This is a genomic window from Pseudobacteriovorax antillogorgiicola (assembly GCF_900177345.1).
Classification (GTDB): domain Bacteria; phylum Bdellovibrionota_B; class Oligoflexia; order Oligoflexales; family Oligoflexaceae; genus Pseudobacteriovorax; species Pseudobacteriovorax antillogorgiicola.
In genome coordinates this window covers 19,401-39,504 of sequence record NZ_FWZT01000025.1, presented here as the reverse complement: position 1 = coordinate 39,504, position 20,104 = coordinate 19,401, and the positions used below count along the sequence as shown (strand labels likewise).

Below are 20,104 nucleotides of genomic sequence, written 5' to 3'. Positions count from 1 at the left end.
TTATCGCCCCTTACCCAAGAAGACCTTGAGTGCTTCCATAATCGCATCGCGGTCCTTGATCTGGGTTGTTGTGATCTTTTCGTTACTTTCTCCAAAATGCTTGTGCAAATCCCTTAGGAATTGACCAGAGCCATACCGCGACTCAACTTGACCATAGCAAAACATATTCGAAACTGGAATGAGGCTGGTTTCAAGAAGCTTCATACAGTCGGCGGTATCGTTGCCAGACCAATTATCCCCGTCGGAGAAATGAAATAGGTAGATATTCCATTCTGATGGGTTGAAGTTTTCTTCAATAAGCTTAAGCGCGAGCTTGTAAGCCGAGCTGATTAGAGTGCCGCCAGACTCTTTGGTTCGGTAAAAAGTATCCGCATCAACTTCTCGCGCAGTGGCATCATGAATGATGAACCGTCGTTCGAGCCCGTTGTATTGGGTGCTAAGCCAAGTATCTAGCCAGAAGGAGGTTAGGCGAACGATCTCTTTTTGTTCGTCACCCATGGACCCTGAAACATCCATCATATAGATGATGACGGCATTGGCAACTGGTTCGTTGTGAACATTGAAAGATCGAAACCGCTTATCATCCTTGATAGGCACTATCACTGGATCTTCGGGATCGTATAGTCCCATAGAAATAGTGCGCATCAAGGCTTGCTTATAAGTTCGCTTAAAGTGCCTAAGAGATTCAGGGCCCTGTTTTTGGATTCCTGTAAACTTATATTTTTTATCTTCAATCGTATCCTTGCCCTTATCTTCGATATTGGGCAATTCAAGCTCTTCACCAAGTATTTGTGCGAGTTCTTCTAAGGTAACATCCACTTCAAGACTATGCTGACCTTCTTGATCACCAGCCTCCCCTTCTCCTGGTTGGGGCTCACCTTGACCAACTGAATCGCCAACCTCGCCTTCACCTTGGCCCACGCCGCCCTGCTCTTTCGAGCCGAATTTAAACTTGGGTATATCGATTCTTGGCAGTGGGATGGTCACCTTCTTGTTGCCCTGACGGGCAACAAGATCGCCGCTTGAAATAAATCGTCTCAGTTCCTTTTTGATTTTGCCCCGGACGATCTTACGGAATCGATTGAGATCAGATTCCATTTTCATTGGCATAGTGATTCCTTAAGTATTTTAGTGTTATTTCTTGTCTTTCTTGACGATGTCGCCACGGGCGAAAACACTGGAAACGAAGCCAAGGGCATCGTTGGCACAGATTTCACAGTAGCCGTAGTTCTTGATCAAACGGTTCTTGACAACATCGATTTTGGCCTGAGCCTCCTTATCAACAACGTTAGAAACGAGGCTCGTCAGCTTGATAGTGTCCTTTTGGTCTTCAAAAAGCTTTAGCTCTAGAGCCTTGTGCAAACGTTCATTGGTGCGGAAGTCGAATGGCTTGCCTTCTAGAGCAAGTGCACCGATATAGTTCATGATTTCCCTGCGGAAGTCATCCTTGCGACTTTCGGCGATATCAATTTTCTCTTCAATTGAACGCATCAGTCTTTCATCAGGCTCCTCATTGTCTCCTGTGTAAGGATTCTTGACTTTTTCTTTCTGAGTGTAAGCCTTGACGTTATCAATGTAGTTGCCGCATAGCTTGTCGATGGCGCTTTCATCAGCTGAGATAGCTCTCTGGACTTCATGCTTGACGATGTCTTCATACTCCATCTTCACTAAAGATAGAAGTTCACGGTAGCGTTTCTTGGTATCTTCGTCTTTGATTAAAGAGTGAGTCTTTAATCCTGATTCAAGCTCATTCAGAATGATGAAGGGATTGATGCAGCCATTGCCTTTGTCAGTTACAAGAGAGTTGGATATTTTATCCTGTATATAACGTGGAGAGATCCCGTCCATACCTTCTCGGGTTGTCTCCTTACGAAGCTCCTTGATATTATCCTCTGTAAAGCCAGGAATGGACTTGCCATTGTAGAGCTTCATTTTCTGCATGATTGTCAAGTTAGCTTTTTTGGGATCTTCGAGTCTTGTTAAAATTGCCCACATGGCTGCCATTTCAATCGTATGGGGCGCGATGTGAATATGAGGTACCGTTTCAGCATTGAAATCCTTTTTGTAGATTTCAGTTTCCTTGTTAAGCCGAGTGATGTATGGAACATCGATTTTTACGGTACGATCTCTTAGGGCTTCCATGAATTCATTGTTCTGAAGCTTTCTATATTCGGGTTCATTAGTATGACCAATGATCACTTCGTCAATATCAGTTTGAGCAAACTTCTTGGGCTTGATCTTATGTTCCTGACTGGCCGTGAGAAGGTCATACAAGAACGCAACATCTAGCTTTAACACCTCGACAAATTCAATGATACCACGGTTGGCGACGTTGAATTCACCGTCGAAGTTAAATGCGCGAGGGTCGGAATCCGATCCATATTGGGCAATCTTACGATAGTTGATATCGCCCGTAAGCTCGGTGGAATCCTGGTTCTTCTCATCCTTTGGCTGGAAGGTTCCGATTCCCACACGATCTTGCTCAGAAAGAACCAAGCGCCGAATGCGAATATGGTTCTCAATAACTTTTTCCCAGTTGCCTTTGTACTCTTCCATCAATTTGTTGTAGACGTAACGACAAGCCGGGCAAAGATCTCCTTCAATATGAATAGATTCAGCGCGATCCCTATTCTTATTGAGAATCTCCAGCACGGAGCCACGACGCTCGTTTGGAATCAGGTGAAGAGGCTCTTCATGGATCGGACAAGGCATGTCGTTCTCCATCTTGAGTATTTCACCAATGTTGACCCAATCATAGGTATATAAAGCTCCTTCAGGAGTTCGACTGTACTCCTGGATGCCCTTTTTAAGGAGGCGAGCAATGGTCGACTTCGCGGAACCAACCGGTCCATGCAACAGAATGACCCGTTTTTCTGGTCCGTATCTTTGAGCTGCCGCCTTAAATACATTGACGAGTTTGGTGAGGTGAATGTCCAATCCGAAGATCGCATCTTTACCCATGTCTATGGGGTCGTCAAAGAACTTCCAATGATAGATCTCTTTCTTGTACTCCTCATACTTTTCAAAGCCGTAGGAGTAGATCATATCGTAAACCCGTTGGAAGGCTGTCCTCGCGATTCCAGGGTGCTCGATCACTTGATCGAGGTACTCTGAAAACGAGCCAGTCCAATGAAGTTGTTGGTACTGATCGTTAAATTCATGCTCATTAATTGTACTGATGATCTTGCTAGCGTCCATGCTCGCTCCTTCACGCCTATCTATATGTCACAGACGAAGAGACAGATTCGGTAAGAGATAGTTAAATTTACCCTTATACTAGAGAATATCTGGGATGCTAGAGGCTGTCAAAACTTTAGATCTGAGAAGACGATGAGAGCCCCCGTCTAGAGGGCTTGAAATGCAGTGATTGCAAGGGCGCTAGCTATTTGCAGCGTCGTAGGATTTTGAAAGGAACTCGTTGATAAACCCTTCGAGACCACCATCGAGAACATCATCAGGGCTATGATTTTCGAGATTCGTGCGATGATCCTTTACCATCTTATAGGGGTGCAGAACGTAACTTCGAATTTGGCTTCCCCAGCCAATTTCAGACTTGGCGCCTTCAGCTGCTTCTTGAGCTTTACGGCGCTCTTCCATTTCCATCTCATAAAGTTTAGATTTTAGGAGTTTCATACATTGATCGCGGTTTTGATGCTGAGAACGCTGGGTTTGGCACTGAACGACAATTCCGGTTGGAATATGAGTCATCCTTACGGCCGAATCGGTTTTGTTTATATGCTGGCCACCGGCGCCGCTGGCCCGGTAGGTATCGACTCGTATATCCCCCTCGTTGACTTCAATATCAATGTTGTCGTCGACAACAGGCGTAACAAATACCGAGGCAAATGACGTGTGTCGTCTGGCGTTTGAATCAAAAGGGCTAATGCGCACGAGGCGATGTACGCCAGATTCGGCTTTCAGCAAACCGAATGAAAATTCACCTGAAATTTGAAAGGTTGCGCTTTTAATACCGGCCTCATCGCCATCTTGGAGATCGAAAATTTCAGTTTTCCAGCCCTTGCGCTCAGCGTAGCGTAGGTACATGCGGAACAACATCGAGGCCCAGTCACAAGACTCGGTGCCACCAGCTCCAGCATTGAGCGTGACAACTGCATCATTGCCATCCATATCGCCACTCAACAGGCTTTCCACTTCGAGCTGATCGAGTTCTTCTTCGATGTAGTTCAGAAGAGATTCGGCTTCTTGAAGATATTCGTCTTCGCCCTCTGCTGCTAACTCTAAGGCTACCGACAGGTCGTCTCGACTTTGCGCCAATTTTTTGGCACGATTGAGCCCATTTTCTAGCATGCTTTTCTTTTTGAGTACGGGGGCGGAAACGTCAGGGTTTGTCCAGAAGTCGGGGCGGGATTCGATCTCGACTTCGATATCTTTAAGCTCCTTCTCCTTCTTTTCTACGTCAAAGAAACCTCCATACTTGATCGTACTTGCTGTGTGCAGATTTGGCTCTATCTTGCAGGGTTTCAAGGGACATGCATTACCTCTTTCGCTGTGTTGAGTTGACACTAAATTAGGCACCTAAGTATCATAGTAAATGGTGCCTGACCATATGATTCTAGGGGCCTTATGATCATACTCACCAAGCTCGACGACAACAAAATTCTGCTCAACCTTGAAACGGTTAAGTACTTAGAATCGGTACCTGATACCCTAATTTTTTTTATAAACGGCGATTCCGTGATGGTTAAAGAGTCTCTACAAGAGATCGAAAAGGCGATTATCCATCATCAGAGTCAGGTTCTTAGTGGCCCGGCTCCTTAGGGCGCTGAGTAATAATGAAGTATCTCTTGTTCTACATACTGATGTTAACTCCAGAGCTATTGTTTGCCCGGGGTAAGGCTCTCAAAGACCGCAGTATCGATGAAATTCTGAGTCAGTATATGATTGTCGGAGATTTTTCGGCAAAGGCATCCTTGCGGGATAACAGTCAAGAAATCTTCTGGCGGTATCCGATCAAGCTGGCTCGGGTGAACTTTCCGATTGCACTCATAGATCCCAATGACAAAGACTTCCCGAAAGAGTTTCCGAGAACGGATGGCCACGGTCGTGCGATCGAGCACCTTAATCGTGGACGAGTGCTATTTCTCAAAGGTGAGTATGAAGAAGCACGAAAAACCTGGTTGGGAGGCCGAGCGAGGTATGGAACATCCTACGATTATCACAGACGTAACGACTACTTTATCGCGAACTCGTTTCTTTTTGAGGCGATGGCGAGGTTGAAAAGCCATAATTATAATTATGACCATGAAGACGTTCGTGGGTGGTTTGTGAACGCTTCAACATTCTTTTCTTGGTCCTATGGAGTTAAGAAAGACATCCCGGATCCTGTGCTCGATCAGGTGGCACCAAAAGCTTTTTACAATCTTTCCGCGATTTACTTTACCTATGAGCGCTGGGCAGCGGCTTTTGGATCTGTGGATGACGGTTTTGCCTATTTGAGACGTACAGGTCGAAAGGAGTATCGCACGCAATTCAGACGAATGAAGGCCGAGCTATTTATTAGAAATCGTGACTACTTGAGTGCTGTGCAGCAGCTAGACATTGCCTTGAGGCAGGACCGCGATGTTGAACAAGCTGCCCTAATTTTTGCTCGGATTGGTGATATCTATTTTGATCTCAACAATTTCGAACTTGCTGAAGACATGTATAGCTTGGCGATTCGTCTGGACCATCGACGGGACAAAATTCGTCCTTGGCAGTTTATCCTAAGAGGGGAGTGCCTTTTCTGGCTCGGGAAATTTGATGAAGCCATAAAAATGATGAATTACGGGCTTGCGAGTCTCAGCTCAACAAAAGTTGTAAAGGACTTACCCTTTGAATTTCAAGCTTTGGCAAGCATTCGTATTGCTGATTCCTATCTTGCCTTAGGCAAGATAGAAGACGCGAAGCTCGCTTATTATCGTCATATTCGCGAGTTTCGTGCTCACGAAACGCTCCATGTGGCAAAGCTTCGCGAGGCTTGCCTAGAGCTACCCTTCTACCAAGGCAACAATATTGAACACTCACGAAAAGTACTGAATCAACTCAAGGAAGAAACAACGTTACCGATTGTGGCCCAAGAGTTGGTTTGGACTTGTGAAATGGCCTCCTATGCACAACATGATCGCAGTCCACAACTTGTAGAGCGAGTACGAAATTTTTATAGTCGTTACCCTCGATCAGAATTCCTAAAGAGTCTGGTCGAGCCGGTGAGAGATATCCAAGCTCGCAATATTGAAAGTTATTTCGATGCTGGTGACATTTATGGTGCAGTAGGATTTTTTGAACAAGGTCGTCGGACTCTTTTTCCTAAGGTGCCAGACAAGTACAAGAAGTCGCTATTCGAAGCTTATGTTGATATGAGCCGATCAGAACCAGCTAAAGAGTTTTATGATGGCTATAAAGCCCAGAATGATGCTCAGTTCATTCGCAAGGCTGTGATGCTTTCCGAGGTGACTCCACCGAATGGTAACGATAAGTGGGCGAATGAAAGTCAGCAAATCGGTGAGCAACTACAAAAGCGGGATTGGACAATTCCATTTACTAAGGGTACTCATCTCTATATCGACCGTATACTTTCTGCACCCGGTGGCCCAGATCACTACCTCTGGATCTATGACCTTGCCAGCACTTGGGTGGAGGAGAACTTTGGCGTGGCATGCGACATCATTTATCCCGTTTTGCAGCGGCTAGGAGATGAGCGGTCCCATTTCTCCGAAGCTACATTTAAGAATAAGTCGAAGGACTTTATAGCAACTTATCTAGAAGATATGCTGAAATATGAGACGTTCTGCGCCTATTCTGTTCTGGAGTTCGAGTTAGAACTATTTAAAAGTGATCCTACGATGCTGGGTAAGGCGTACTTGAATCGTGGCTACCTGCCAGTGAATAATGTTACAGCAGCTCTTTTCTATTCCCTTGCGGAAATGAACTATGATCAAGGGGATAAGGCCGTTGCCCGTGCTCTATGGCAAAAGATAGTGAAAGATGGTGATGATGCACTTCCCGAAGTTCGCTACGCCCGTAGTCGCCTTGATACAAGACGCACCGAGTTAGAAAAATTGTGGGAATAGAAAATTGTCTAAATATTGACTTCAATATCAATGATCTATTCTTGGACTAAGATTGCTCCAATCCTGAACAATCATCTTTTTGGTAAAGATCTTCAAGACTCAGCCGAAAATAAAACGAGACAGATAATCCACTAGAGGTTGTTCATGTATAAGCTAGTGAGAGATCCTTTCTTCATAGGTGGACTGGGATCCATTCCAGCAGTCGTAATAGCGATGGCTCCACTGGTTAGCTTTCAAAACTTTGTACTGCCACTTCTAGCCTTTCTTATGTGGGCATTGCTCATTTACAGCGCCTACATTTCGAGAAAAACAAGTGAGGCTTATGATGAAATATCACACGAAGAGATCGAAAGGCTAAAGGTTGAAGTAGAGCAAGCGAGGCGAAGCGACTCTGGAGATTTTGATCGAAAGATCGCCATTATCAAGCAAGGCCTTGAAAAGGAGTTTGAGGTAGAAAAAGCCTCGCTCGAAGCGAAGTTGAAAGAAACTGAAGTTGACAATAATAACTTGAGAGTTCAGATAACAGAGCGAAATAACGAGCTGGCCCAGCTTCGGGTTTCGTTGAATGAACTCAAGGAAGAGATGGCAAATCGAAAATACGGCTCCTTGCAGGGCATGGATGCCCATGTAGAAATTTCGACGATCAATGAACGGAAACGCGAGTTGGAATCACATCTAGCTGAAAGGGATGAGCACCTTGCAGCTCAAGAGAAACTGCTGAGGCATATTCTTGACCTAATTCCCCAGATTCACAACCAAATGACTGCTGTAATTGATCATACAGAAACCTCGGCCATTGAGATTGGTGACAAGGTTCGATACATCTACGAGAAAGCTCAGGAACATCTCGAAGAATCAAATGAAATTAATAAGCAGTTCTCGGGTAGTAGTGGGGGCGACGACGACGAAAGCCTCTCACTGTCTGGGGTGATTTCTGTAGCCCTAAAACTCTTGCAGGATATGACAGATATGCTTGAGGAAAATGGGCGTCTGAATCTTGACTATTCTCGCTCCATCGAAGCCATTTTAGAAAATACAGCAACGATTAATAAGATTACTGAAGATATCCAGTATATTTCCGACCAGACAAACCTTTTGGCATTGAATGCTGCAATTGAGGCGGCTCGTGCTGGTGAGCATGGACGAGGTTTTAGTGTCGTTGCCGAAGAAGTTCGAAAACTATCGGATCGTACCAATCAAGCCTCTAATGATATTACCCAGATTGTTGGTAAGGTTAACGACTCTGTCGAGGCCATTTCAAAGTCGCTTACTGACAATCGTCAAAAGACAGAGAGTAAGAAGCAAAGTGTCAATCAAGCAGTGAAATCCCTACTAGAAACCGCGCGCGAGTCCACAGAGGTTTTCTCAAAGCTAGTGGACTCTTCCGTAGTGTCCTCGGAAAGTGTTGCTCAGAATATCGATCAGATTATCCTAAGTCTTCAATTTCAGGATATTACACGGCAAGAAATCGAAGCCGCGATTGTACCCATTAAGAGAATCTCTAGTTTGGCGGAAGAGATGGTTTCAAAGCTCAACCTCATGGGCGAGGATCGTCAGGTATTCAAACAGGCGGCTGGCGCTGAGTTCGTGCGTTCCGAACCAGCTACGCCAGCAGCTCCAAGCCCAGCGGCAGCTCAACCAGCCCCTGCTGAAACCACTGCTCCTAAGGAACCCGCAAAACCTGCCGTAGAGTCAGCTAGCAAGAAGTCAGCGACAGGTGGTGAGGTTCTTGAATTTGATACTCCCGATGATACTGTTGAGCCAGCTCCTAGCCCCGCAGCGGCGCCTAAGGCTGAAGAAAAACCAGCCGCTGAAGAATCATCAACCGAAGAGGAAGAAGATAAGGAAGATCCAGCAAATCGAGGTGACGTTCTATTCTTCTAACAGCTACTATTCTTTGGGTGCAGACCACCGTGTTTCGAATATGAGGTACTCAGGCGACTTGCTCATGTCATCGATTGAGACAACAAAATAGTGTCTATGATTTTTATTCCCTTCTTCTAGTAGACTAGCCTCGCAAATTTCCGCATTCATAGGTCTAATTCTGTCTTTAATGATATCGAACACTTCCATGAACTTTTGTCTTCTAAAAACAGTCTCTAGGTTTGATAGGTAGCGGGATGTTTTTACTTGGTAGCAGTCCTTATCCCAAACTGCTTTCATCTTTTTATTCCAATAACTATCGTTAAACAACCAATCAATCGTGCGACTGTCTTTTTGAAGACCATTCATTTCAAGCTGCAAAAATAATTCAGCTCCTGAGATTCGTGGTAATAAGTTTTCCGGCGATCCCTTCAATTGAAAAGCGAGACCCAATACAAAAATGACCATCATTAATTTGTTTATCCGAACGCTCATAGACTCCCCTTTAGTTCCATGTGGAATGTCTAAATCAGGAAATTGGAACTAGCCAGTGACATCTTTCGAATCCTTTAGTTTCATATCTCAATCTGTCTCAACATTGAATAATTATGTCGTTCTGCATCTTGCGAATCGCTGATGTTACGCCTAACGTCTGAGAGTGCCGAGAGGCACGATAACAATATAGATGAGGTTTAGACTATGAATGTTGATTTTGAAGCATGGTTGTTAACTACTAAAATTATTATGGAAAAAGTCAAGTCTTGGGAAAACTTTGAAGACCTTATAAGACTCAAGGGCGAAGGCTCTCATGTAAGTGAACCGTTTATCGAGTATCAAAATCATGGCCTAAAAGTCGGCGATATCATGATTCCTATGAGTCATAGGCCAAAGACAGCTCAGCTTGTTCGGATCTTTTTTGAGCAATCCGAACATTTTTTATCGAAGGACCAAATGATCGAACTCGTCTACGGAAGGAGCATGGGCTCGTTAAGCCCTCGAATGAAGCAGTCGCTCCATCAAAATTTGATTAAACTTGTTTCAAGGTCTCGAACGTTCCTAACAGAGGCATGTCGTATGAAAGGGGCGGATCATATCAAATGGTTCTATTTTGACCGCGAGATTCAAAAGTGGGCGCTTTATCATGTTTAGAGTAATGAGGATGCTATGTCTGAAAGAGGAAGCGGATAAGGGAGCGATAAACTTTGGTGATAGATATATCCTGATTGGAAAATTGAAAGAGATCGCTAAAATTGATATGGGCTTTCTTCGGGTTCATGATTGATTGATAGGTTTCCATACCCAATAGTTGCCCAATCATAAGGCTGTAGATCCCACTGCTTCTCATGTCTCGATTGATAATTGACAGATCGATCCGAGATCGCCCAAGAAGCAGTCTATAGTATAGCTTGATGGTGTATCGTAAAGCCTCACGATAGATACGATCCCCTTCACTCAGTTTCTTACGATGCATGCGTTTGAGGTCGGATTCAAATTGATGAATATCCGGCGATTTGCGTCTTGGATTAAGGGTTTTGCTGGCAAGAATTCCTGCGCTGATCATAATAACGCGATGGGTGAATGCTTCTTTTAGAGTCATATCTTTAGATGGAGGATGTAGAATGCAGAACAGGATTTGTCCAGCTAGCTCAGCGATTGAGTTCAAAGTCTGCTTCTCCAGAAGGGCGAATCGTGTTTCTGGTATGTAGAAAATTCCATCAATCGCCAGCCGGGCCTCCATTAAGCTTTTCGTATAATTTGATACCTGGCGATCATTTCTTAGCTGAGTAAAATCTTTTGAGGTGAGTTCGCAATAGGAATGAAAATTTGAGAGGTCACTTTCCTTCAGTGAAATATCTAGAAACTCGGTTAGGTGTCCCATGATAGAAACGATCTGATAGTCGATATCGAAGGCTTCTTCTGTATATAGGATGGACGGATCGTAGTCTTCCTGAGCAGATTTCATTTCTTCCCACATGCTATAGGACTGCCATTTGATCCAGGGAGGAGAGTTCAGTATACAATACATGTTGGGCTTGAGATTGATGTATTCCGTTGAAGCATACTCTTCATAGTTGGCCCTTGTGAAATAGAATTCATCAATATTTGTAAGTATTCTGACCGATCGGATTTCTTGGTCGAGATATACTGGCAAATGATTGTCGGCAAGGTGATACTCGCCAATAAGGCAGGCGCAGAGGCATTCAGGGTAACCTTGAATCACATCACCAAGAATATGAGCCGCGAATCGATCCCGCTTAGGCAGGCGGTCTTTGCCAGCCATATCCGTGTTAATCCCTATGATCTGAATACTGTTTTCTCTAGCAAACTCAACTACCAATCGATAGTTTTCCCATGGAAAACCCCAATGCTCGTCATAGTCACACTGCTTTAGCAGCTCATCTTCTGATATCTGCTCCCTAAGATATGCGTTGATGGATTCTTGGTCGGTAGCTCTAAACATCTCCATGGCGAGCACCATTTGACGCTCAGGGTCAATCTTTCCGTAAGCTTCCAGAATTCGAATCAGCCCTTTTTGGGTCTGGCGGTGGGTGTGAAAATCTCCAAACAGCAGGATATCGCTATCATGGAGTCTCTTGAGGATAGTGTTGAGATCGGTCCGTTTGTAGGTTTTGGGTAATGAGTTGTAGAATTCTTTAGAATATTTGATCACTGATGGTGCGTCATAAGGCGCGTGTGAGGAGGCTTCTTGCAGGGCCTTCTCATAAAGCGATTTATGAAATTCATAGAGTCGCAAATTAGTCTGTTTGCTCATCCCTAACAGCTTTCAGTTTTTTGATGTGCGCGGCTTTGAGCCGAATATGGGGCCGATCGGGTCACCAGATAGAAGCTCTGAGGCTAGAGGGTCTTGATTTCCAGGCTGAAACTCAAGGCCTCGTGAGAATTCTTCTTCTATTATAACACGAAAATGTGCCATGAAGACCTGGTGGTGGTGCTAGGAAAATTATGCGTCTTTCCCTAATTGGAGTAAAATATGAGCTAAAACTATTTTGGATTCGAGGGTAGCTTCATGAAATCTCTTATCTTAGTGGCTCTACTAGGGGTCCTATTACTTGATAGTCAAGGTTTACAGGCCAAGGCTCCATTTTATCAAGATACACTGAGGGGGCTTGAGGGAGATGGTTGCCACCTTTTGTCTCGGGGGCCAGGTATCGAAGTGCCAAAGAACCCTGGTTTGAAGCTCTTTATTGGAGAGTTGTTTGATGCATTAAAAAATCAGAAGTGGAGAGATTTCAGCCGTTTTTTTCACCCCAGAGCGAGGGTGGAAAAGGACTTTGGTGATCGGGTCAAAGCAATTCTTGATCACCGCTATCAAGAGCCCTGGCAGTTCTCAGTGTATGGAGTTTGGGCTTTTCTTGATGGAGAACGAAAGAAGGATCTCTATGAGTGCCCAAGAGCGAGCCATATGAAGTTGGTGTCGCACAGTGGCTATCAAAAGCAGTATATGGTGATCTTTCAACTGATGTCGCAAAATGAGCTTGGACGCCTGGTGTTTTCAATAGCACCCAAGCCCAACAAAGTGCTGACAGTAGTTGGCTTCCACATCCAGCAGTGGTCCCACAATGGCCAGGATTGGGTGAAGTGGACAGAAGCTGGAAATCGCCACCTCGCTGACAAGAACCAAAGGTCTGCCTATATCTATTTTGATATCGCTCAAAAGCTTTTGGATGGGGGCACCCTTGCTGTTTATAACTATCGCCAAGACATTATTAGCGCGCGAGATAAAGTTTTTTCTCAGGAAGAGGTTGTTAAAGCCGTTCAAACAGACACAAACAATCCAAACATCGCATATGTAGGCACCATTCTGAGCCGCAGCGATACAGGGATGTTAGTAAGAGTCGAGATTGAGAAGGAGTATAACGCTGAAGATCTGCAAAAGAAGTGCAAAACGATTGGGCAAAGCCTAGTCGCTAGTGGGTGGCTCAAAGATGTCAATGGCGGAGTCAATTGTAGCTTTATCCCTAAAGGTGCGAACCCAAAACAAGATAGCAAGCTAGGTGGCTACTATCTGGATCGGTCGAAGCTCTAGAAGTGATCGGGAGGAATAGTGGGTTTTACTTAGCTGCACAAGACCCACAGCCACTCGGTGCTAGGTCTACGAGTTCCCAGGTTCCAAACTCATCGTTGATCAGCTTTAGGGCATCGTCAAGATAGTCGTGCTCCACTGTAAACAACTCTTTCATGATCTTAGTTTCTAAGCAATAAGCATTGTAGCTGTAGCTTTTGGTGACAGGGTCGAAAATGATCGATACTCCCGCCTGTCGATCCCTGAATCGATAGACTTTCTCTTGGAAGTTTTCAGCAGTTAAGGCTTCAGTCATCGGTTTTTCTCTGGCTTTCTATTACGAGGTGATCAGGAGTTTCGCCTTTCACTAATAAGTCTAAAGTATAGGGGTAAAGGCGACATTCGGCAGCAAAGACTTGCTTGGCTATGCCTTCGGCATCTTGGGCATCGGATACATCGACGGTGGCCTGAGATATGATCTGCCCTTCATCATATTTTTCTGTCACATAGTGAATTGTTGCTCCACTAATTGAGTCTCCGGCGTCTAAGACCGCGCGGTGAACATTCATCCCATACATCCCCTTCCCACCATAGCGAGGAAGTAAGGCTGGGTGAATGTTAATAATTCGCCGCTCAAAAGCCTGTAGAACTGGAAATGGTTTTAGAAATCCAGCGAGTGCAATCCAAGCAATATGATGCTCATTCAGGAAGTCACCGACTTGAGTCTGTGCTTGCTCCTGACCTTTGGCTGAAAAGTCGCAAACGAGTAGTGGAAGCTTATGATCGATTGCTATTTGATTCCCTGCGCATAAGGTGGACGAGCTGATCACAGCAGCAACTTCGTAGGCACGGCTGTGTTGCTGTTCTAGAAGGTTTTTGAGGGTCCGGCCACCTCCAGAAATTGCAACGGCGACTGGTATCTTAGACATCGAACTGCCCCCTTCCGGAAAGTTTAAGGCCATTCCAAAATGCTGCGCCGTCGATCAGCTTTGAGCCTTCGGGCTTGACTTTATTGAGCCTCAGGTAGCCATCTTTCGTTTTGGCAAGTAAGGCTTTGAGTCCTTTGCTGTAAATGAATTCTCCCGTGTTGAGAGAAAGGTTGTCTGCTTCGATCGGCTCTAAGTCCTCAATCAAAACCCTCTTGCCTCCATAGAAAGCAAATGTACCAGGCCACGGCTTGAAGGCTTGGTATCGTTGGACGATCTCTTTATTCGGTAGACTCCAATCGATAACACCGCTGGCTTTTTCAAATTTATGGCAGTGAGTAACTTGGCTTTCATCCTGTGGAGTGCCTATGAAATCGGGGTCTTCAAGAGCTTTCACAGCTTCGAGGAGCGCTTCGCCACCCAATCGGAACATTCTTGCCAAAAGCGAGTCTGCAGTTTCAAGGGGTTCAATGGTAGCCGGCTTTTGAACGATGATATGGCCTGAATCAAGTGCCCTAACTGTAAAGAGTATGGTGACTCCTGTCTTTTCTCTACCATCGAACAGAGCCGTCTGCACCGGGCTTGCTCCTCGATACTCAGGGAGGAGTGAAGGATGAATATTGATAGTGCCCCGTGAGGGAATAGCTAAAAACTCTTCGGTTAGAATTTGGCCGTAGGCAGCAGTTATAACCAAGTCTGGCTTGAGGTCTCGTAGATCTTCGAGAAACTGAGGATCTCGCGCCTTTGCTGGCTGAATGACCTTAATACCTTGCTCCAGGGCCCAAGTGGCAAGGGGAGGATCACTTAGCTTTTTCCGACGACCAGCGGGTTTTGCAGGTTGGCTTACAACCGCAATCAGATCGTGATCTGTGGATTGACAAAACTCCATCAACATCTGGCAAGGAGTGATCACTTCTTTTGGTGAACCCATGAAAATAATTCGCATTTCTTAATTCCTCACGGTGATATTGGCCCGTAGATCCCCAAACCTATAGGTTTTTCCTAAGCTTTTCAATGGCGACCTCGCGAGGATGGTATTTGCATGCTAAAATGATGTGGTTGGAGGGGCCATGTCACCTATTAGTATTAGCTTGGGAATCATCTTCTGGATTTTCATTCTTGGCAATGGATTCTGTTTGGCAGCGCTTCGCCTTCATGAAGGGGGACATAGCTTAGTTCTTCGCTGCGTGAGGGCTGTGGCAACGGCTTTGCAACTTCCAAGTTTGGTTTTAGCTCCGATCATGCTGATGGTAGGGTTTTCGTGGCTGGATGAAAACCTGATCTTTCCCTTAACTTTAGATCTCCCCTCCTATGAATTGATGCTCTATCTTCTGCCTCCTAGCTTTGCCCTGCTTTGTTGCTCTGGGTTTATTGCTACGGTCTTGAGTAATTTAGAGGAGTCGAGCAAAATCTGGCTCCAAAGATCCTGTAGCCTCATGGCTCAATCCCTAGGCCTGGATCCAAATGTGCAATTGCGTGGGGTTTTATTTTGGGAGATAAGTCTGAAAACTTGGGCCCAATCCTTGCCTTGGATTTTTGGAGAGCTTCTAGTCATTGAATGTGTCTTTAACGCTCCCGGGTTGGGCTACCAGATTTGGAGTGGTGGGAGAGAGCAAAATTGGGAACAAGTTGGAGTGGGGCTTGGGATCCTTCTCATGATGTTTTTAGTGGCTCGCTTGGGTCAACGAGTGCTTGGAGGGCTTATTGGAAAGCGTTTGGAACAGTATGTTTAGTGTTCCCCTTCGCTTCAGCCTCGTGGTTGTCGGCTTAGGGGTCCTCGCCATACCATGGGAGACAATCTTTGTATCAGGTATTGATCTCAAACTCGCGAATCAAAGTTTATCATGGGCTCATCCTCTTGGAACAGACCACTTGGGCCGCGATCTGCTTGTACGCCTCGGTACAGCTCTGCGGGCGACGATTCCAGTGATTTGGGGCACAGTCAGCCTGAGTCTCCTTTTGGGTTGGTGGCTTGGTTCCGTCCTATGTTTCTTGGAAGAACGGCCGTACTTTAAGCCATTCACAAGTTTGATCGATGCTAGTGTGGCTTTACTGGCGGGAATTCCCATCTTCTTGCTTATTTTTCTATTGGCGCTCTTGCTAGAATCCCCAGGGCTCAAAGGATTGCTCGTGGCTTGTAGCTTGGTTATGGCTTCCAACGGATGTTTTTCGATTCGAACGTTGTTTTCGGAATCTAAAAACCTTGGTTACTGGCAGGCACAGGAGTCTCTAGGTGGTTGCGTGCTTTCCCGAGTATGGGCTTATGGGATACGAGGCCACTGGCTTGGGGCTCTCGGGTCTCAATGGTGTCGTTGCTTGAGCCTAGCTGTGATGGCAGAGGTTTCCCTAAGCTATCTCGGCTTTGGGGTTCAGGAGCCTGATCCGTCCTTGGGCAATATCTTATCGTCCCACTTTAGCGATTACCTGCACGGTGATCTTCGGGTTCTGCTATCCGGAGTTGCCTGCCTTGCTCTCTTTGTGCAACTCCCTCGATGGCTTGAACTCTTAACCGCTTTAAGGGCACGGAAGTGGAGTCAGAGACTTAGTGTTAAGAACGAACTTTAATCGGCGGACTGTGTTCCTCGGAGCTGTCTGGTTCCAGTGGATTAGCCTTTTTAAGATTACCCAGAAGCTTATCCTTCTCAACGTAGGCATCGATCACCCATTGTTCAAGCTCAGCTTCTGGCTCTGGAACCCTATCGATGGCTGTTCGTTTCACATGCATGCGAATCGTCTTGCAGTCCCCTTTGAGTAATTGCCATAGAGATGGGATGCCTTCTGGATAATAAATGGTGACATTGTATACGGCGTCGAGTTCTTTTCTCATTGAATTTACGGACGCTATGAATCCCTTGGTACGAGGTGCCATCACATGCTGGGTAATAGGGAGTCCTTTGCGCTTCATAAACGCCTGACTTTTTTCAAGCTTCGACGCAGTGATTCGGGTGCCCTCTAAAAAAGAAACGATCCAAAGAGGGGTCTTATTCACTTTAAACTTGTGAAAGGTGGCATCGATTTTTTCCTTGTCGCTAAGCCAATTGCGCTTGACGAAGATACAGTCGAGGAAGATCATTCCCCAGCCGGGACCGGGTACATATTTGATAACATCCTTAACAAAAAATTTGAGGTCGCCGAGACGGTCTTTGCGCCAGGCAAGAACCATAAGGATGGGAATGTCTGCAATATTCTGATGATTGCAGTCGACCACGGCATTTTCCTGAGGTGGAATCTCATCCCCCGTGATGTCGACCCGAATCTTGTTGACCTTTTCAAAGATCAAGACCAAGAAACCCCAGTAATAATTAGCAATAAATCGGTTTGTCTTGCGAAAGACGCTGGGGCTTATAGGGATTAGCAAAGTTGAGAGCATTTGAAAGACATTAATTACCAGAAGGGGGACAAAAATGAGAAGTCCAAGGAATCCCCCCCAAAGACTCGCTAGAAAAGTCTGTGGCGGAGTTTGGGAACTGGTGTCTAAGTATCTAACAACACTCATAAAATCCTCTAATGTGAACGGTGAATCAGGGATGCTCGCGATTCGCACGGTAATTGCCCCCTAGATTGACTATTTTAGAGGATTTTGTAAAGGCTGGATCAAAGCCCAGTGCCGGCTATGAGAGGTGCGTCACTCAATCTTTGGTTCTGTCTTACACTCTTCAAACTCTTCAAGAAGTGCTGTGTTGATCTCCTTGAGAAGCTCGTACTCTTTGGCTGACTGAATGCGGCCAAAGTACTCTGATAGCTCGACAGATTTATCAGGGTTCATGAGAGATAGAATAAGCATGGTCTGCTTTTTGGGGAAAGCATTGAACAGCGAGACCACGAGATCCTTATCTAGCCGCTCGAATACCGGTGCCGCTTTCTTAGGGGGCATCTTTTTATAAAATTCGACCAAGCTTTCAAGGCGTTCTTTTTGGAGGTCTTTTTCTTGTTGTTGTGTCTGTTGGAAGTAGGCCATCTCGTCTTCCAACTTCTTGAGCTTCTGCTCTATGGATCTCTCTAACTGAACCAGCTGTTGTTGACGCACTTTCAGAACTTTGATGCGATCTTCTACTTGGCGGCTTTTTCGCTCGATGATGGAGAAATATTTTGCCAACTCATCTTTCTTATTCTGCTCGGGCTTAACTTTAGGCAAGGTGAGAAGCTCCTCAAAGAAGCTCTTGCGGCGACTGGTTTCCTCGTCGACAAATTCCTGATCATCAGCAGGTATTTCTTGAGCGTTTTGGGCCAGATTGTCATCATCTGCTGCAATAGAAGTTCTCTCGCCAATATAGAAAAGGTCGGTTTCATCAATCAGAATCACCGATAGAATCAGGATTTTGACGAGGAATATGAGCTTGACTCCATGTTCAGTCAGCAGACTTATCATCGATCGTCCTTTCTAGCGATTGCGGGCAAAGCGCTGAACAGAAAGATCGTCCATTTCCTTTTGCTCCCGAACATCGACTTCCTTTTTGAGGGCTTGAAAGTGGTTTTCCTGAACTTTTTCCATTGATTTTAGGTTCCGTTGGGCTAAGAGCACCTGTTCGATTTGTTGTTTCTCTTTCTCTTCCCAGGTCTTAACTTCACGTAGGCTCTTGTACCACTGGGATTTCGAATGATCGACACTTCGCTCAATGGTGCTGAGCATTCGTCTATCACCAGTTTGTCGTTCGATATTAAGGTCGTTGACGCCGTTAATGTAATTCTTTTGATGGCGATCGAGCTCCTGTAGTTGCGCAATTTTACGTTGGCGAATCAGGGCAAGGCTTTGGGATTCAGTATCCAGTTGAGCCTTGCGGGCCTTGATGAGTAGCTCAGTTTTTTTGATCTTTTTCTCTAGGGACTTCATGAATGCTCCTGGTAATCTGCAATAGGCTCAAGTTGGTGAATGGGTTGGCCAGATAGGGCCCGCGCCAAGGCATCAATGGCCTTAGGTAGATCACTGTGGTCTTGGGTACTCTGTTTTAAGTACTGATTGATGAAAGGCATGAGAGTCAGGGCTTCGTCCAGCTTAGGGTTGCTACCTTCCTGGTATGCTCCGATCTGCACGAGATCGAAGTTTTCATTATAAGTTGCTATCAGTTCTTTTGCCTTACGAGCAAGCTTTAGGTGGTGGTCTGATACTACGTCAGTCATCACTCGGGAGGCGCTAGTAGGAATATCAATGGCTGGAAAGTGGCCTTTTGAAGCCAGGTCTCGCGATAGATTGATATGTCCATCAAGGATGGAACGCACGGCATCCGCAATCGGATCGTTGAAGTCATCGCCATCGACGAGTACCGTGTAGAGGCCGCTTATAGAACCTGCACCTGCTGGTTGAGGGCCAGCTCGCTCAAGTAGTTTTGGCAAGAGGGAAAATACTGATGGCGTATAGCCTTTGGTGGTAGGAGGTTCGCCGATCGAGTTGCCAATCTCTCGTTGAGCCATGGCGACGCGAGTTAGGCTATCGATCATTAACATGACATTCTTACCTTGATCGGAAAAGTACTCTGCTATGGAAGTGGCAACCTTTGCGCCACGAATTCTCATCAGGGGCGATTGATCACTAGTAACCGCTATGACAACCGAGTTCTTTAAGCCTTCAGGGCCTAAGTCCCGCTCGATAAACTCCCGAACTTCGCGGCCTCGTTCTCCAATGAGGGCGATAACGTTCACATCGGCATCACTATCCTTGGCTATCATGCCCATGAGAACGCTTTTGCCAACCCCTGAACCAGCCATGATACCGATCCTTTGACCCTGGCCAAAAGTTAGCAGCCCATCGATGGCTCTTACTCCTAAGCCCAATGGCTCTTCGATCCTTTTTCTTTCAAGGGGGTTTGGGCATTCTTTATCGATGTCGTAGTAACTAATCTGTCGGTTCTGAGGATGCTCTTCTTCCGGGGTGAGGGGATTCATAAACGCATCCAGAACTTGGCCAAGAAGATGCTGCCCCACTGGTACGTGGGTAAATGATTTTAGGGGTTGAATCCTGGCGCCAGGGGCTATTCCCGTAAGGTGAGTATAGGGAAGCAGCAGAACTCGATCCTTACGAAAGCCAACAACCTCCGCTAAAATTGAACGCCCATTTTGGGACGAAATTTCAACGATTGTCCCTAGCTGGCTGTTGGGTAGAATCGCTTCAACGATGGTACCAACGATTTCGCAAACCTGACCCTGATAAGACCAGTTGATTTTCCGAAACGCCGATTTCAGCTCACGGCTGTTAAAAGATTTTGTATGGATGGGTTGAGACATAT

The 20,104-nt window shown here is 45.7% G+C and carries 19 protein-coding genes; 7 read left to right on the top strand and 12 right to left on the bottom strand.

The genetic code is table 11. From position 1 onward, the window contains the following. From B9N89_RS25375 to prfB, 3 genes are all read right to left on the bottom strand, one after another. Positions 1 to 1,110 (bottom strand): DUF444 family protein, encoded by a 1,110-nt coding sequence (locus B9N89_RS25375; protein ID WP_132324029.1) that lies wholly within the window; start codon positions 1,108 to 1,110, stop codon positions 1 to 3. A gap of 24 nt (positions 1,111 to 1,134) precedes the next feature. Further along, positions 1,135 to 3,198: a PrkA family serine protein kinase gene (locus B9N89_RS25370; protein ID WP_132324027.1), complete on the bottom strand. Its 2,064-nt coding sequence runs from the start codon at positions 3,196 to 3,198 to the stop codon at positions 1,135 to 1,137. 180 nt (positions 3,199 to 3,378) lie between these two features. Further along, the gene (gene prfB / locus B9N89_RS25365) at positions 3,379 to 4,485 is read right to left on the bottom strand and encodes a peptide chain release factor 2 (RefSeq protein WP_200820789.1); all 1,107 of its coding nucleotides are present in this window, start codon (positions 4,483 to 4,485) and stop codon (positions 3,379 to 3,381) included. 99 nt (positions 4,486 to 4,584) lie between these two features. Between prfB and B9N89_RS25360 the strand changes: the two genes are divergently transcribed. The 3 genes from B9N89_RS25360 (at position 4,585) to B9N89_RS25350 (ending at position 8,954) form a co-directional block, all read left to right on the top strand. Beyond that, a complete protein-coding gene (locus B9N89_RS25360; RefSeq protein ID WP_132324025.1) occupies positions 4,585 to 4,779 on the top strand; it encodes a flagellar FlbD family protein in 195 nt (64 codons plus the stop codon). 14 nt (positions 4,780 to 4,793) lie between these two features. Next, positions 4,794 to 7,070, top strand: a complete 2,277-nt coding sequence (locus B9N89_RS25355) for a tetratricopeptide repeat protein (protein WP_132324023.1) — start codon at positions 4,794 to 4,796, stop codon at positions 7,068 to 7,070. A 144-nt stretch (positions 7,071 to 7,214) separates the two neighbouring features. After that, entirely contained in the window at positions 7,215 to 8,954 is a 1,740-nt protein-coding gene (locus B9N89_RS25350; RefSeq protein ID WP_132324021.1) for a methyl-accepting chemotaxis protein, read from the top strand. Between the two features lie 6 nt (positions 8,955 to 8,960). Here B9N89_RS25350 and B9N89_RS25345 read toward each other — a convergent pair whose 3' ends face one another. After that, positions 8,961 to 9,428 carry a hypothetical protein gene (locus tag B9N89_RS25345; protein WP_132324019.1) on the bottom strand — a complete coding sequence of 156 codons (468 nt, stop codon included), beginning with the start codon at positions 9,426 to 9,428 and terminating at the stop codon, positions 8,961 to 8,963. A 249-nt stretch (positions 9,429 to 9,677) separates the two neighbouring features. On the opposite strand from B9N89_RS25345, the gene B9N89_RS25340 reads away from it, so the two are divergent. Next, positions 9,678 to 10,082: a hypothetical protein gene (locus B9N89_RS25340; protein WP_132324017.1), complete on the top strand. Its 405-nt coding sequence runs from the start codon at positions 9,678 to 9,680 to the stop codon at positions 10,080 to 10,082. 13 nt (positions 10,083 to 10,095) lie between these two features. On the opposite strand, the gene B9N89_RS25335 is transcribed toward B9N89_RS25340, so the two are convergent. Beyond that, positions 10,096 to 11,706 (bottom strand): ChaN family lipoprotein, encoded by a 1,611-nt coding sequence (locus tag B9N89_RS25335; RefSeq protein ID WP_132324015.1) that lies wholly within the window; start codon positions 11,704 to 11,706, stop codon positions 10,096 to 10,098. 255 nt (positions 11,707 to 11,961) lie between these two features. On the opposite strand from B9N89_RS25335, the gene B9N89_RS25330 reads away from it, so the two are divergent. After that, entirely contained in the window at positions 11,962 to 12,981 is a 1,020-nt protein-coding gene (locus B9N89_RS25330) for a hypothetical protein (protein ID WP_132324013.1), read from the top strand. Between the two features lie 25 nt (positions 12,982 to 13,006). Here the strand turns inward: B9N89_RS25330 and B9N89_RS25325 are convergent, their stop codons facing one another. Genes B9N89_RS25325 through fmt form a run of 3 tightly spaced genes read right to left on the bottom strand, consistent with a single transcriptional unit; the run spans position 13,007 to position 14,829 of the window. Further along, a complete protein-coding gene (locus tag B9N89_RS25325; protein WP_132324011.1) occupies positions 13,007 to 13,273 on the bottom strand; it encodes a hypothetical protein in 267 nt (88 codons plus the stop codon). Continuing rightward, entirely contained in the window at positions 13,266 to 13,886 is a 621-nt protein-coding gene (locus B9N89_RS25320; protein ID WP_159455630.1) for a formyltransferase family protein, read from the bottom strand. Before B9N89_RS25320 ends, B9N89_RS25325 begins: the two co-directional genes overlap by 8 nt. Beyond that, positions 13,879 to 14,829: a methionyl-tRNA formyltransferase gene (fmt, locus tag B9N89_RS25315; protein WP_132324007.1), complete on the bottom strand. Its 951-nt coding sequence runs from the start codon at positions 14,827 to 14,829 to the stop codon at positions 13,879 to 13,881. Before fmt ends, B9N89_RS25320 begins: the two co-directional genes overlap by 8 nt. A gap of 124 nt (positions 14,830 to 14,953) precedes the next feature. On the opposite strand from fmt, the gene B9N89_RS25310 reads away from it, so the two are divergent. Continuing rightward, a complete protein-coding gene (locus B9N89_RS25310; protein ID WP_132324005.1) occupies positions 14,954 to 15,616 on the top strand; it encodes a hypothetical protein in 663 nt (220 codons plus the stop codon). Beyond that, positions 15,588 to 16,448 (top strand): hypothetical protein, encoded by an 861-nt coding sequence (locus tag B9N89_RS25305; protein ID WP_132324003.1) that lies wholly within the window; start codon positions 15,588 to 15,590, stop codon positions 16,446 to 16,448. Before B9N89_RS25310 ends, B9N89_RS25305 begins: the two co-directional genes overlap by 29 nt. On the opposite strand, the gene B9N89_RS25300 is transcribed toward B9N89_RS25305, so the two are convergent. The 4 genes from B9N89_RS25300 to B9N89_RS25285 form a co-directional block, all read right to left on the bottom strand. After that, complete coding sequence (locus tag B9N89_RS25300) at positions 16,432 to 17,379, bottom strand: lysophospholipid acyltransferase family protein (RefSeq protein WP_132324001.1); 948 nt, start codon at positions 17,377 to 17,379, stop codon at positions 16,432 to 16,434. The genes B9N89_RS25305 and B9N89_RS25300 overlap by 17 nt on opposite strands. 129 nt (positions 17,380 to 17,508) lie before the next feature. Then, positions 17,509 to 18,252: a MotE family protein gene (locus tag B9N89_RS25295; protein ID WP_132323999.1), complete on the bottom strand. Its 744-nt coding sequence runs from the start codon at positions 18,250 to 18,252 to the stop codon at positions 17,509 to 17,511. Between the two features lie 12 nt (positions 18,253 to 18,264). Beyond that, a complete protein-coding gene (locus B9N89_RS25290) occupies positions 18,265 to 18,714 on the bottom strand; it encodes a hypothetical protein (protein WP_132323997.1) in 450 nt (149 codons plus the stop codon). Then, a complete protein-coding gene (locus tag B9N89_RS25285) occupies positions 18,711 to 20,102 on the bottom strand; it encodes a FliI/YscN family ATPase (RefSeq protein WP_132323995.1) in 1,392 nt (463 codons plus the stop codon). The genes B9N89_RS25290 and B9N89_RS25285 overlap by 4 nt, the downstream gene beginning before the upstream one ends. Positions 20,103 to 20,104 lie beyond the last annotated feature (2 nt).